Annotated in this window: 15 protein-coding genes and 1 tRNA gene; 3 read left to right on the plus strand and 13 right to left on the minus strand. The window is 51.0% G+C overall.

The features are described 5' to 3' along the window. Window positions 1-14: 14 nt before the first annotated feature. From BMY16_RS01370 to BMY16_RS01415, 10 genes are all read right to left on the minus strand, one after another. The gene (locus BMY16_RS01370; RefSeq protein ID WP_091839021.1) at window positions 15-1,184 is read right to left on the minus strand and encodes a PP2C family protein-serine/threonine phosphatase; all 1,170 of its coding nucleotides are present in this window, start codon (window positions 1,182-1,184) and stop codon (window positions 15-17) included. Window positions 1,185-1,213: 29 nt separating this feature from the next. Beyond that, window positions 1,214-1,516 (minus strand): STAS domain-containing protein, encoded by a 303-nt coding sequence (locus BMY16_RS01375; protein ID WP_170835963.1) that lies wholly within the window; start codon window positions 1,514-1,516, stop codon window positions 1,214-1,216. Between the two features lie 28 nt (window positions 1,517-1,544). Next, complete coding sequence (locus BMY16_RS01380; RefSeq protein ID WP_091839831.1) at window positions 1,545-2,009, minus strand: ExbD/TolR family protein; 465 nt, start codon at window positions 2,007-2,009, stop codon at window positions 1,545-1,547. A 5-nt stretch (window positions 2,010-2,014) separates the two neighbouring features. Next, the gene (locus BMY16_RS01385) at window positions 2,015-2,536 is read right to left on the minus strand and encodes an ExbD/TolR family protein (protein ID WP_091839028.1); all 522 of its coding nucleotides are present in this window, start codon (window positions 2,534-2,536) and stop codon (window positions 2,015-2,017) included. Then, window positions 2,497-2,856 carry a hypothetical protein gene (locus BMY16_RS01390; protein WP_139207088.1) on the minus strand — a complete coding sequence of 120 codons (360 nt, stop codon included), beginning with the start codon at window positions 2,854-2,856 and terminating at the stop codon, window positions 2,497-2,499. Before BMY16_RS01390 ends, BMY16_RS01385 begins: the two co-directional genes overlap by 40 nt. Before the next feature lie 3 nt (window positions 2,857-2,859). After that, complete coding sequence (locus tag BMY16_RS01395) at window positions 2,860-3,609, minus strand: MotA/TolQ/ExbB proton channel family protein (RefSeq protein ID WP_091839034.1); 750 nt, start codon at window positions 3,607-3,609, stop codon at window positions 2,860-2,862. A 141-nt stretch (window positions 3,610-3,750) separates the two neighbouring features. After that, window positions 3,751-3,838: transfer RNA gene (locus tag BMY16_RS01400), tRNA-Ser, on the minus strand. A gap of 48 nt (window positions 3,839-3,886) precedes the next feature. Further along, window positions 3,887-4,654 (minus strand): TatD family hydrolase, encoded by a 768-nt coding sequence (locus BMY16_RS01405; RefSeq protein ID WP_091839037.1) that lies wholly within the window; start codon window positions 4,652-4,654, stop codon window positions 3,887-3,889. Beyond that, a complete protein-coding gene (locus BMY16_RS01410; protein WP_091839039.1) occupies window positions 4,651-5,625 on the minus strand; it encodes a polyprenyl synthetase family protein in 975 nt (324 codons plus the stop codon). The genes BMY16_RS01405 and BMY16_RS01410 overlap by 4 nt, the downstream gene beginning before the upstream one ends. Window positions 5,626-5,633: 8 nt before the next feature. Beyond that, a complete protein-coding gene (locus tag BMY16_RS01415) occupies window positions 5,634-6,326 on the minus strand; it encodes an energy transducer TonB (RefSeq protein WP_091839042.1) in 693 nt (230 codons plus the stop codon). 157 nt (window positions 6,327-6,483) lie between these two features. Between BMY16_RS01415 and porQ the strand changes: the two genes are divergently transcribed. The 3 genes from porQ to BMY16_RS01430 all read left to right on the plus strand — a co-directional run bounded on the left by porQ (window position 6,484) and on the right by BMY16_RS01430 (window position 9,629). Next, a complete protein-coding gene (gene porQ / locus BMY16_RS01420; RefSeq protein WP_244512806.1) occupies window positions 6,484-7,491 on the plus strand; it encodes a type IX secretion system protein PorQ in 1,008 nt (335 codons plus the stop codon). Then, entirely contained in the window at window positions 7,488-8,180 is a 693-nt protein-coding gene (cmk, locus tag BMY16_RS01425) for a (d)CMP kinase (RefSeq protein WP_091839045.1), read from the plus strand. The genes porQ and cmk overlap by 4 nt, the downstream gene beginning before the upstream one ends. 93 nt (window positions 8,181-8,273) lie before the next feature. Continuing rightward, window positions 8,274-9,629 carry an OmpP1/FadL family transporter gene (locus tag BMY16_RS01430; protein ID WP_244512808.1) on the plus strand — a complete coding sequence of 452 codons (1,356 nt, stop codon included), beginning with the start codon at window positions 8,274-8,276 and terminating at the stop codon, window positions 9,627-9,629. Window positions 9,630-9,680: 51 nt separating this feature from the next. Here BMY16_RS01430 and BMY16_RS01435 read toward each other — a convergent pair whose 3' ends face one another. From BMY16_RS01435 to BMY16_RS01445, 3 genes are read right to left on the minus strand one after another with little or no spacing between them, the layout of a single operon-like run. Then, a complete protein-coding gene (locus BMY16_RS01435) occupies window positions 9,681-10,535 on the minus strand; it encodes a 4-hydroxy-3-methylbut-2-enyl diphosphate reductase (protein ID WP_091839048.1) in 855 nt (284 codons plus the stop codon). Between the two features lie 55 nt (window positions 10,536-10,590). After that, window positions 10,591-11,685 (minus strand): methylmalonyl Co-A mutase-associated GTPase MeaB, encoded by a 1,095-nt coding sequence (gene meaB, locus BMY16_RS01440; protein WP_091839052.1) that lies wholly within the window; start codon window positions 11,683-11,685, stop codon window positions 10,591-10,593. Between the two features lie 2 nt (window positions 11,686-11,687). Next, entirely contained in the window at window positions 11,688-12,800 is a 1,113-nt protein-coding gene (locus BMY16_RS01445) for a DUF1573 domain-containing protein (RefSeq protein ID WP_091839055.1), read from the minus strand. Window positions 12,801-12,828: the final 28 nt, after the last annotated feature.

Here is a 12,828-nt window from a genome sequence, read left to right on the forward strand (position 1 = left end):
CTAGTTATTAGTTTTTATGACAAGCGTTTCAGAGCGAGCATCGTGATATCATCACTCTGCTCTGCACCTTTCGTATAGTCAGCAACATCGGCCTTCATTGTGTCGATGATCTGCTGGCAGGTGTGTTGGGGAACCTTTGCCAAAGAGGCCTTCATTCGGTCTTCACCAAACATCTCGAGATTGACATCCATTGCCTCTGAAACACCATCTGTATAAGTAAACAGGGTATCTCCTGGCTCCAGCTGGCATCTCCCCTCCTCAAACTCAAAGCCATCCATAATACCAACAATCAGATTGGTCGACATGGGCAGTTCCTCCACCTTACCATTTTCCTTAAGGATAAAGGGAGAATTATGCCCCGCATTACAATAGGAAATCTCACCGGTCTTGACATTGTAGATGCCATAGAATACGGTGACGAACATGCCATTTGAGGACTCTTTAGAAATCAGGGAGTTGGAACGAGCGATACAAGCGCCCGGACTCATGCCTTGAATGGCTGTGGTGCGGATAACGGTCCTGCTTACAGCCATGAAGATGGCAGCGGGGATGCCCTTGCCGCTCACATCGGCCATCACAAAGCCTATATGGTCGTCATCAATGCGAAAGAAGTCGTAGAAGTCGCCTCCCACATCCTTGGCGGCATGCATACTGGCAGCAATGTCCAGTTTGTCAGTACAGTCGGGGAAAGGCGGGAAGATTCTAGGCAGAATAGAGAGTTGTATCTGACTGGCCACAGCCAAATCGTCCTTGATGCCCTCCAGTTGCTTATGCTCCAGCTCCATACGTTTGATATACGCAATCTGAGCGATAGCCTTCTCAATGGTCACACTCAGATCATCTAGGTCGATAGGTTTGGTAGCAAAATCGAAAGCGCCATTGTTCATCGCCTGACGAATGTTTCCCATGTCGCCATAGGCCGATACCATGATACACTTCAGGGCAGGGTTCTGCATCTCATTGATCTTCGTCAGCAGTGTCAAACCGTCCATCTCCGGCATGTTGATATCCGACAGAATGATGTCGAAGTTTTTATGCTTCAGCAACATCTCCAGTGCTTCTAAACCGTTGTGGGCAAAAGAAAACTCATATTCGCCCTTACGGATCTTACGTCTGAAATATTGTGTAAGCAGCAACTCGAGGTCACTCTCATCATCAACACTTAGGATTCTTACAGTATCCATTGAAGAAAATCTAAAAAAACAATTAACTATTATTCAATGATAAAAAGTTTAGAGAAACCTGTCATAGAGAAGACCTCCCTGAGGTAGTCGTTGGCACCACGGATAATCACTTGACAGCCCTTGGGCTTTGTAGCCTGAAGCAAACTGAGGAAAATACGCAGACCACTGGAAGCGACATACTCCAGATTCGTACAGTCGAGTACGATATCAATTCCATTACTGTTCTTGAGGGGTTCCAGATCTTTCTGGGCCTGTGATGAGGCTGCCGTGTCGAGGCGACCTTCGAGGATAGCCAATGTACGGCCTTCTTGTTCTTGGATTGTAGCTTTCATTGTAAAAACGTTTTTAATGTTGATATTATTATTGTATTTCTGTTGCACTATAGTTGATACGCAAGGCATACGACTGCTGGAGAGCTTGCTTCACATCCTGGATGATACCCATCGGAGTGTGGCGATCGGCACGAAGGCTGACAGTCAAGCGCTCTGCCAATTCCGGCGACATTGTCGCACGGATCTGCTCGATACGGGCCGGTAACTCTTCCGGCTTCACCAAATCGCCATTCAACTGTACAAGCCAGTCTTCTCCTTGTCTCCCTGTCTCCTTGTTTACTTGTCTCCCTATATAAATATTCACCACCGATGACTTATTGGCGAGCTTCCGCACCTCATTGCCCTCTGGCACCTGCAAACGCACTTGCACCTCGTCGTTACGCATATGGGTAACAATCATAAAGAAAAAGAGTACCGTGAAGATGAGGTCAGGCATCGAGGCGACATTCAGCGAAGGCACATTGTGCCGACGGGTATGAAACATGCTGCGCATAGGTCTCATGGGCGGCCTCCTTTCACTATTGGAGCTTCACTGATGCGCTGCGGATAGCGGTCGTTGATGACCGAGCGCTCCTCAGCCGTACAACGCTGATAGGACTTCCCGTAATGCTCTTGAGCATATTGCTGCCGCAAGCTATTGTAGGCTCTCACCACTGCGTCCTGCATCCGGAAGTAGGTTTCATAGGTAGCCTCACGGTCTGCCTGTACGGCGACCACATGCCCCGTAGGATTGACGGAAGCCATCGTGCGCACCTCTTCTGTGAGTTGGACTGGTGTCACCGCCTTCCCGTTGAGCATCAACCGGTTGTTGGCATCAATCTCCACATTCATCACCAGATCCTTGTTAATATCCATCGGCTGTTCGTGCTCAGCAGGCGGAGGCGCCATTTGACGCATGAGTCCCTTGTCCGTGTCCATCGACGATGTCACGAGAAAGAATATCAACAACATGAATGAGATATCAGCTGTCGATGTAGTATTCAGCTCCGGAATCTGCTGACGATAGCGCTTACGAAACATCCAAGGATTAATAAAATGGAGGTATAGATAAACATATCCGTCAGCTTCAGCCAAAAGACATTCGTGAACTGGACGCCATTGGTGACGACTGGAGCCGACGAGCCAAGAAGGAATGTAACAGCGAGGCAGACTACGAAGCAGATGGCTACGCACCACCCTATCCTACCTGCAGGTACACCATTTATGATATCATCGCCCTTCCGCCGCGTGCGCATACCATGCCAAACAGAGTAGGCCGTCACACCCAGTGCGGCAGCCACCATCAGGTACATCAGTCCCAACATCACATCGGCAAAGAATGGCGATACAAGACTATTCATTTTTCACTGTTTATTCTTCAGTTTGTACTCTGTAATCATGTCGAGCAGCGTGATGGCACTCTCTTCCATCTGTGCCGTCAGCCGTTCTATCTTCGAGAGGATATAGCTATAGAAAAGTTGCAGAATCAGCGCCACTACGATTCCGAAGATGGTGGTTATCAGCGCCACCTTCATACCTTGGGCCACAATAGTAGGACCGATATCGCCGGCCTGCTGAATCTGATCAAAGGCCATCACCATACCTATCACCGTTCCTAAAAAGCCCAGAGAGGGAGCCATGGCGATAAATAACTTGATCCAAGAACAACCCTTCTCCAAATTGGCTGCCTGCAATCCACCGTAGTTGGTGATACTGCGCTCGATGGCCTCCATCGGCTGACGGATATGGAGCAGACCCTGGTAGCAGACAGAAGCCACCGGGCCACGTGTATGCTGACAAAGACTCCTGGCCCCCTCCACATCATCCTGCTGCAGATGTTTCTCAATATCCTCTAATAGTCGGTAGCTTTTAATCTCAGATAATGTTAGATAAATGATGCGCTCGATGCAAAATGCCAGGCCCAATACTAAGGCCAGCGCCACCAACGACATAAACCCGACGTTACCGTCGATGAACTTCGTCTTAAGCTGCTTGTGGAAACTGTCAGAATCATCCACAATTTCGGTATCATCTATTGTCCTCTCTTGAGCCTTAACGGTCTGAATCATACCGATCAAAAGCACCATTGAGAACAAAACTATCAGTCTTTTCATTGTGCGTGCAATATTATTACGGCACAAAGGTAAAAAAAAAAAAGGAAAATACGAAGAAATTTAAAAAAAATTATCTCAAAAAAGGAAAAAGCGGAGAGAACAGGAAATCGTAAAAGGACGCTTTGAACCAGTTCTATCTTGCGGAGAGAACAGGATTCGAACCTGCGAGCCGGTTTTGCCGGCTACACGCTTTCCAGGCGTGCCTCTTCAACCACTCGAGCACCTCTCCTTAGTTTAGCGGCTGCAAAGGTAATCATTTTACTTCACATAATACCGCTTAAGCCGTGATATTTAATACTTTTTTGCAGTTTTCATCTGTCTGGCGAATCACTTCCGATATACTGACGCCATAGGTCTCAGCAAGTCTTTGCGCTACATGCGCCACAAAAGCAGGCTCATTGCGCTGGCCACGCATGGGCACTGGTGCCATATAGGGGGAGTCGGTCTCAAGTACGATACGCTCCAAGGGTACAACCGCCTGTAGCGTCTCGGGCAACTTCGATTTTTTAAAGGTCAGAACGCCACCAATGCCTAGAACAAACTGATCAAACTGCAAGAGTTCCCGGGCTTCCAACTCATTTCCCGTAAAGCAATGGAACACCCCGCCCGGCAACTGATTCTTAAACCGTTTTAATAAAGTGACCATCTCGTTCTGCGCCTTCCGACAGTGGATCATCAGGGGAAGTCCCAATTCTACCGACCAACGTACCTGTTCTTCAAAAGCCTCTATCTGCTCACGTTCAAACTCACGACTCCAGTAGAAGTCGAGGCCCACCTCACCTACGCAGACCCCTTTGTTCAAGAAAGGCTTGATGCGAGCCAGCACCTCACGCCAATCAGCGCGGACCTCCTCGGGATGTAGGCCAAGCATAGGGAAGCAATAGCCAGGGTAACGGCGACAGACCTCCAAGACGGTGTCACACGATTTCAAGTCAATACCCGGCACCCCAATAGCAGTAACCCCTGCCTCACGGGCACGGGTCACCACGGCATCGAGATCCTCATGGAACTCTTCTCCGTCCAAATGGCAATGGGTATCAATCATGACTGACGGGTCATCATCTCAGCAGCATAGGCCTTCAGCTCTGCCTTGCGCTCTTCGGACACCTCCACCTTAGCCAGATACTGCAGAGCCAGCTGATAGCACTCCTCCATCTTCTGTTCACAGAGCTGACGGATACCAATCTCATCATAGAGCTTCGTCACAGCTGCCACCTTCTCGTTGCGGTCAAAGCCCTTGGCCTCAATCCACTTTTTCAGCTCTTGGCGCTGGGCATCGTTGGCACGGTTGATGGCATTGATAAGCATATAGGTTTTCTTGTTCGACGTGATATCTCCACCGATATTCTTACCAAACACCTTAGGATCGCCATACACATCCAACAGGTCGTCCTGCAACTGGAAAGCCAGACCAATTTGCTCACCAAACTTATACAGGTTGTCCCAGTCCTTCTTTGGCGCACCAGCCAAGATGGCACCAATCTTCACGGCACAGGCCAACAGGACACTGGTCTTCAGACGTATCATCTCGATATATTCCTCCTCACGCACATCATTGCGGGTCTCAAACTCCACGTCAAGCTGCTGACCCTCTCCAATCTCATAGGTGGTGATGAGGAAAGTCTGGAAAACATCCTTCACTTTGTCCACCTCGCAGGCCTCAATACGTTCAAACGCCTGCAACAACATCGTATCACCAGAAAGGATGGCCTGGTTGGCATCCCACTTCTTGTGAACGGTCTCATGACCACGGCGCATGTCGGCATTGTCCATCAGGTCATCGTGCAACAGTGTGAAGTTGTGATAGGTCTCCAAGCCGATGGCCTGCGTCATAATACGCTCAGGGTCATCCTTGTAGAGGTTATAGGCCAGCAACATCAGCACTGGGCGTACACGCTTGCCACCCAATGAGAGCACATACTTGATTGGTTCGTAAAGGGTAAAGGGCTTACGGTCATAGACAATCCCGTCGAGCGACGCATTCACCTTCTTCAGTAATTCTTCAGATGTGTACATATCTTATATTATAAATTAAATACAACTGGTATGCAGACTTTCGTCCTACAAGGCTTGGCATTCATCACGCCAGCCTGCCAGTTCGGCATCTTCTTGAGCACCCGCAGCACCTCTTGGTCACATACAGGATGCAAATGTTCCACCACCTCCAAGTCACTCACCGTTCCGTCCTTATTGACGATAAACTGTGCCACCACCTTGCCCTTGATTTTCTGCTGCTGGGCAACGGCAGGATATTTGAGGTTTTTCGTGAGCCACTTCATAAATTCCACAGCCCCTCCGGGAAACTGAGGCAGATCCTCCACCACACGGAAGTCCACGGGCTCGTCGTACATATCTACGACCTCAGGCTTTTCTTCCTCGGCCACCTTCTCAGGGTCGGGTATCTCCTCGGGCTCCGCAAGTGCCTCCTGAGGCAGTTCTACGTCCTCTTCTACCAGCCTCAACTGTTCCGATTCAGGTTTCTCCACCTTATGCTCTTGCGGCAGCATCATCGGGATCTCATCCTGGTCGCGCTTCAGGGGCGAGAGCTCCATCTCCGCTTCCAGATCGTCATCTTCTTCAAAAAAAGTCCAGCCGCTGTCGGAGCTATTCCACTCCAAGGCCACGAAAGCGGAAGCCAGCACTACAATCAGTCCCAGGAGAAACCGCTGCGTCCGTTGCTGTTCCAAATCAGCCTCACGACTCTTCTTGACTTCCATAATAAAAAAGCTTTTTCTACGTTTTATAGCTAAAGTGAGTGCAAAGATAAGAAAAAAGTAAAAAGGTAGAAACGATAAAAGGTAAAAAAGGGGCGAAATTAAGAAAAATTTTGTAATTTTGCGCCCAATTAGGGGATAAAGGAGTGAAAAGTGAAGAATGAGAAGTGAAATGTCCAGAATCGGCAAACGTTCAGGCTGCAGAAGTCACAGACCTCTGCCCCTTCGTTTTTGCCTTTCACTTTTCATTTTTCTTTTCTCTGTAAGTTCGGCTTTTCCCCAAGAAAGCTCAACCACCTACAACTTCCTCCGACTGCCCGTCAGTGCCCATGTGGCTGCTGTGGGAGGTGACAACATCACCCTCACCGACGACGATGCCACCCTCATCTTCCATAACCCTGCCCTCATCAATGGCGTTAGCGACCGTTCCATCAACCTCAACTACATGACCTACATGGAGGGAGCCAAGACGGCCAGTGCCGCCTTTGTCAAGGGAGCTGGCGATCGTGCCACATGGGGTGTCACCGGACAGTATATGGACTACGGAAGTATCAAACAGACTTCTGCCCACAACGAGGATCTCGGCACGTTCTCCGCCCGCGACTGGGCCATCGGCGGCACCTTCGCCTATGCCCTTACCAACACCCTTAGCGGCGGCATCACAGCTAAGGTCATCTCCTCGCATATCGCAGGATATAACTCCATGGCCGTAGGCGTAGACCTCGGCCTGAACTACTTCAACGAAGTCTCTCTATGGAGTCTCTCTGCCGTGGCCCGTAACCTCGGTGGACAGGTCAAGGCCTACCACGATACCTTCGAACGCATCCCCTTCGACCTGCAGGTGGGTGTCAGCAAACAGCTTCAGGGCGCCCCCTTGCGTTTCCATGTCACGCTGAGCCGCCTCACAGACTGGGATGAAGCCTTCGGGCGACATATCGCCATCGGTGCCGATGTTCTGTTGGGCAGCAACATCTACGTGGCGGCAGGCTATAACTTCCGCCGTGCCTACGAAATGAAGATCAGCGACGAAGACGGTTCCTCTGCCCATGGGGCAGGCTTTTCACTTGGTGCAGGACTTAGCCTTGAGCGCTTCAAGCTCCACGTAGCCTACGGCAAGTACCACGTCACCACCTCATCGATACTCATTAACATATCATACGCATTATGAAGAAGATTACAATTGCCATCGATGGTCACTCGTCGTGCGGAAAGAGCACGATGGCCAAAGACCTTGCCCGTGAAGTGGGCTATGTCTATGTCGACACTGGTGCCATGTACCGCAGTGTCACCCTTTATGCCCTCCGCAAGGGGCTGTTCAATGATGACGGTAGTGTCAACACCTCCGCCCTGGAGGCCGAGATGCCCAACATCCAGATCTCGTTTAAGTTCAATCCCGAGACTGGTCGTCCCGACACCTATTTAAATAATGAGTGTGTGGAAAAAGAGATTCGCTCACTCGAAGTCTCCAACCATGTCAGCCCCATCGCTGCCGTCGGTTTTGTGCGCACAGCCATGGTTGCCCAACAACAGCAGATGGGCAAGGACAAAGGTGTGGTGATGGACGGCCGTGACATCGGCACCACCGTCTTTCCTGATGCCGAACTCAAGATCTTCGTCACCGCCTCTGCTAAGGTTCGTGCCCAGCGTCGCTACGACGAACTGAAGGCCAAAGGGATGCCTGCCGACTTCGACGATATCCTGAAGAATGTCGAAGAACGCGACTACATCGACTCCCACCGTGAGGTTTCTCCCTTACGCAAGGCCGATGACGCCATCGAGCTCGACAACTCCAATATGACGATTCCGGAGCAGAAACAGTGGCTCATGGACCGCTTCCGTGAGCGTACAGCGCAATAATTTGTCCCTTTTGCGCAATTTTCTCATCATAATTTCGGTTAATAAGGGAAATTTTGCTAACTTTGCAGCCAAATTTCGTTAGAATCGACAATTATGATGAGAAAATTAATTATTTCAGCCGTTATCGCTCTTTGCAGCAACTCAGTCTTCGCCGGCGGACTGATGACCAACACCAATTATCACATTGCCTTCGACCGTATGTTCGCCCGTGGTGCATCCATGGAAATCGATGCAGCCTACAGCAACCCTGCAGGCCTCGCCTGGGGACACGAAGGTTTCCAACTCTCACTCAACTTCCAGAAGCCCTGGCAGCACCGCGACATCGAGACCAGCATCCCCAACTTCCTCGGTTCCAATTTCGAGAAGAAGTACAACGGTGTGGCCTCTGCTCCTATCGTCCCTGCCCTCTTCGCCTCCTACAAGAAAGACCGTTGGGTACTCTCTACCATGATCGGTATCGTGGGCAGCGGCGGATTCGTAAAGTATGACGATGGTGTTCCCATGTTCGAGGTGCCCATCCGCGCCATGCTCGCCCAGAGCAAGCTGATGCCCGGAATGTACGACTATGATGCCCAAATGAAGGGTAAGCAGTATATCTATGGTGCCCAATTAAACTTCACCTATCGCATCACCGACAACTTTGCCGCTGCTGTAGGTCTGCGTGCCAACTACTATGACGGCTACAACCGCGGATTCGTTTCTGCCACGACACAGGGAGTCGACCTCATCAACCTCAACCTCGACTGCATCCAGCGCGGTTTTGGTGTGGCCCCCATCTTCAGTTTCGACTACCACAATGGTCCTCTGACTGTAGCTGCCCGCTATGAGTTCCGTACGAAGATAGAGACCAAGAACGACACGAAGGAACTCTCTGGCCGCATCAAGAACACCGATCCCAACACGGCTGCCCTCATGCCCTACATCGAAGGCGAGCTGGCCCTGGCACAGTTTGGCGACAGAGTGGCCGCTTATCAGGATGGTGTCAAGACACGCTACGACATGCCCTCGCTCTTCGTGGCAGCCGTCGGCTATGAGTTCACCAAGCAGCTCCGCGCCACCCTCGAATACCATTTCTTCGACGACAAGCACGCTATCATGGCTGGCGACCGTCAGAAGGAACTCGACCACGGCACCCACGAGATCCTTGCAGGTGTGGAGTACGACATCAACGATAAGTTCACCGTCAGCTGCGGTGGTCAGCGTACCGACTACGGTCTTAGCGACGGCTACCAGCAGAACACCTCGTTTGCCTGCGACAGCTACAGCCTCGGCCTTGGCGGTGCTTGGAACATCACCGACAAGATGCGCCTCAACGTCAGCTATTTCTGTTCGCTCTATAGCGACTACAAGAAGCAGCAGGACCAGTATCAGGGAACTCCCTTCCCCGGTTCCGACACCTACAGCCGCACTAACCACGTCATCGGCGTAGGTCTCGACTACAAGTTCTAAAAATACGATAGTTCACAATAATCCCCCGCCACTTGACGGGGGATTATTGTTTTATTGCATCTGCTGGATAGCATCACGGCACTGTTCCATAAGCCAGCGAGGAGTAGAGGTTGCTCCACAGATGCCCACGGTCTGGATACCTTCAAACCACCCAGGCTGTATCTCCTGAGGATCCTCAACAAGGTGGGTATTGGGATTCACACGCAGACACTCGTTATAAAGCACCTTGCCGTTGGAGCTCTTTCGCCCGCAGACAAAGAGGATCAGGTCGTGTTTCGTGGCAAACTGCGAGATATTTGGCATGCGGTTGGCCACATTACGACAGATCGTATCAAAGCTCTTGAAGGTTGCCTCTGGGGCTATATGACTCTGGATATAGTCGATAATGCGATGAAACTCGTCGAGCGATTTCGTGGTTTGCGAATACAAATATATATCGCGTGAGAAGTCGAGTTTGGCCACCTCATCGAAGTTCTCAATCACAATGGCCGTGGACTGGGTCTGGCCTACAAGACCGAGAACCTCAGCATGTCCTTTCTTACCGAAGATGACAATCTGGCCGTTGCCCGCCTCAAACTGGGTTTTGATGCGCTTCTGAAGCTGAAGCACCACAGGACAGGTGGCATCGATGATCTCTATGTGGTTCTTGCGGGCGAGTTCATAAGTCTCTGGGGGCTCACCATGGGCCCGCAACAACACCTTGACATCGTGGAGCTCGCGCATCTCGTCGTGGTTGATGGTGATGAGTCCCATCTCACGGAGGCGCTCACACTCCATACCATTATGCACAATATCACCGAGGCAGTAGAGCTTCGACCCTTTGGTGAGCTCTTCCTCGGCCTTCTTGATGGCGGTGGTCACTCCGAAGCAGAAGCCACTGCCTTCGTCTATTTCTATTTGAATCATTGAAGATTGAATATTGAAGATTGAAAATTGAAAATTGAAAATTGAAGATTGAAGATTATTTTTTCAACTCTGCAAAGTATTCATCCAGCAGGTCCTGAGCGGCGACGAATGAAGTTTTGTGGCCTGCCAAAACCGTTTGTTCGGCAGCACTGAGCTGAGCCTTGATTCGTGGGTTGTTGTAGAAGTTCAGCCGCAGATGCTCGTTGATACTCTCATACATCCAGTATTTCGACTGTTCATTGCGACGGTAGTCAAAATAGCCATTGGCCTTCACGAAGTCGATATACTGGTAGATCATGTCCCATATCTCTTTCACGCCCGTGCCATAGAAGCCCGAGTAACAGAGCACTTTAGGCAGCCAGCCACTCTCGGGCATGGGGAAGAAATGGAGGGCGTTGCGGAAGTTCGTGGCCGCCATCTGACAACGGTCCACATTGTCACCGTCGCACTTATTGATGACGATGCCGTCGCTGATCTCCATGATACCTCGCTTGATGCCCTGAAGCTCATCACCCGTACCTGCCACTTGGATCAACAGGAAGAAGTCGACCATCGAGTGACAGGCCGTCTCACTCTGTCCGACACCCACGGTCTCAACAAATATCTTGTCGAAGCCAGCGGCCTCACAGAGGATAATCGTCTCACGCGTCTTTCGGGCCACGCCACCCAGGGAACCTGCCGATGGACTAGGCCGTATGAACGAGTCAGGATGCTGTGCCAGCTTTTCCATACGGGTCTTATCTCCGAGGATAGAGCCTTTGGTACGCTCACTGGAAGGGTCGATAGCGAGAACAGCGAGTTTGCCGCCTTTCTCTCGGAGTACGTGCATGCCGAACTCATCGATAGAGGTCGACTTTCCTGCCCCCGGCACACCGCTGATGCCCACACGGATACTACGGCCACTGTAAGGCAAGCACTTGTTGATGACCTCCTGGGCACGGGCCTGATGGTCTGGGTTGACACTCTCTATGAGGGTCACAGCCTGGGAAAGGATGGTGACGTCGCCCTTGACGATACCCTCGACCAACTCTGCTGCAGAGAGTTCGCGACGACGGTTGCGCTTCAGGTAGGGATTGACGATAGGTGGCTGCTTGACACCACTGTTCACCTGCAGGCCTGCATATTCTGAACTATTCTCAGGATGATCCATGTTTATTTTGTTTTAATGTTAATGATGACCTTGGCATGGTCAGGGTCGTTGGTGATGAGTAGGATACGAGGACGGGCACGCAACTTACTCAGTTCGTCGGCATAGCCGGTAATCTTCAGCGTCGTGGACTGTCCAGGCTCCAGCTCGCGTTTGCCCAGCGTCACTTTCATACCACCCGTAGACATCTGCATGGAGGAGAAAGTGAGCGTGGAATGTCCTTGATTGCTGAAGAGTATCTCAGTCGATTTCTTGGACTTGCCTCCGAAGTCGGTGAAATCGACATCGGTGGTGGAGATAGTCAGCTGCGGGGCCAGATCCTTATTGGTCGTGGCAAACGACTTCAGGTCGGGCAACAGGATGGTAGATACGGGCACCTCGGTATCCTGGCTAACCTTCTCACCGAGCTGCTTGGCCAGATAGACGGAGGTTTGGGTCAGGCCATAGTCACGCAACTTGTCGGAATGGAGGGTCACCGTGATGGTGGCACCACGACCTGGTCTGATACGCTCTGGCGTTACCGTAGCTGAGAGGTAGGGCGGCAGGTGCATCACGTTGGGTGTCATCTCCTTCGTACCGTTGTTGAAGACATGGATCTCCTGCACAGGCTCGTCGCCCTTGTTCACATCGTCGTACACCAGCTCAGCCTTATCGAGCAGCAGCTCACCCATCGACAAGGGGTAGTTGCCCGAGTAGTCGACCATCTCTGCAAGCACCACGCCCTGCATCGTGAGATAGACGGGGGTCTTTGTGCCATTGCTCGTCACAGCAGCCATCTTGTGGAAGTGGCCGAGCTGACGGGCGTCGTAGGTCATCTTAATAGTAAACTTATCGCCTGCACCCACCTTCTTGGGATAGTCGACAGCCGTACAGCCGCAGTCGGGTTTCACGCTCTCAATGACGAGGCTACGGCGGCCTTTGTTACGCAGTTCGAAGGTAGCCGTGATAGGCTGTTCATAGCCTGTACGACCGCAGTCGATGGTGGTCTTCTCGATAACGAGTTTCTGGGCGAAGATCATTGAAGATTGAAAATTGAAGATTGAACAATGTAGCGCCAAGGCCAACAATGCTATTCTTCGTTTTCCAACGCCTGAGATTCTTAAATACTTTCTTTCCATATTTTATAAATTTTCACAATCTTCAATT

The sequence above is a fragment of the Prevotella sp. ne3005 genome (assembly GCF_900110085.1).
In the GTDB taxonomy this organism is placed as follows: Bacteria; Bacteroidota; Bacteroidia; order Bacteroidales; family Bacteroidaceae; genus Prevotella.

Coding starts and splice junctions, on each gene's coding strand:
- BMY16_RS01370 (WP_091839021.1), bottom strand. CDS start 1,184: ATGGATACTGTAAGAATCCTAAGTGTTGATGATGAGAGTGACCTCGAG.
- BMY16_RS01375 (WP_170835963.1), bottom strand. CDS start 1,516: ATGAAAGCTACAATCCAAGAACAAGAAGGCCGTACATTGGCTATCCTC.
- BMY16_RS01380 (WP_091839831.1), bottom strand. CDS start 2,009: ATGCGCAGCATGTTTCATACCCGTCGGCACAATGTGCCTTCGCTGAAT.
- BMY16_RS01385 (WP_091839028.1), bottom strand. CDS start 2,536: ATGTTTCGTAAGCGCTATCGTCAGCAGATTCCGGAGCTGAATACTACA.
- BMY16_RS01390 (WP_139207088.1), bottom strand. CDS start 2,856: ATGAATAGTCTTGTATCGCCATTCTTTGCCGATGTGATGTTGGGACTG.
- BMY16_RS01395 (WP_091839034.1), bottom strand. CDS start 3,609: ATGAAAAGACTGATAGTTTTGTTCTCAATGGTGCTTTTGATCGGTATG.
- BMY16_RS01405 (WP_091839037.1), bottom strand. CDS start 4,654: ATGATTGATACCCATTGCCATTTGGACGGAGAAGAGTTCCATGAGGAT.
- BMY16_RS01410 (WP_091839039.1), bottom strand. CDS start 5,625: ATGTACACATCTGAAGAATTACTGAAGAAGGTGAATGCGTCGCTCGAC.
- BMY16_RS01415 (WP_091839042.1), bottom strand. CDS start 6,326: ATGGAAGTCAAGAAGAGTCGTGAGGCTGATTTGGAACAGCAACGGACG.
- porQ (WP_244512806.1), top strand. CDS start 6,484: ATGAGAAGTGAAATGTCCAGAATCGGCAAACGTTCAGGCTGCAGAAGT.
- cmk (WP_091839045.1), top strand. CDS start 7,488: ATGAAGAAGATTACAATTGCCATCGATGGTCACTCGTCGTGCGGAAAG.
- BMY16_RS01430 (WP_244512808.1), top strand. CDS start 8,274: ATGATGAGAAAATTAATTATTTCAGCCGTTATCGCTCTTTGCAGCAAC.
- BMY16_RS01435 (WP_091839048.1), bottom strand. CDS start 10,535: ATGATTCAAATAGAAATAGACGAAGGCAGTGGCTTCTGCTTCGGAGTG.
- meaB (WP_091839052.1), bottom strand. CDS start 11,685: ATGGATCATCCTGAGAATAGTTCAGAATATGCAGGCCTGCAGGTGAAC.
- BMY16_RS01445 (WP_091839055.1), bottom strand. CDS start 12,800: ATGGAAAGAAAGTATTTAAGAATCTCAGGCGTTGGAAAACGAAGAATA.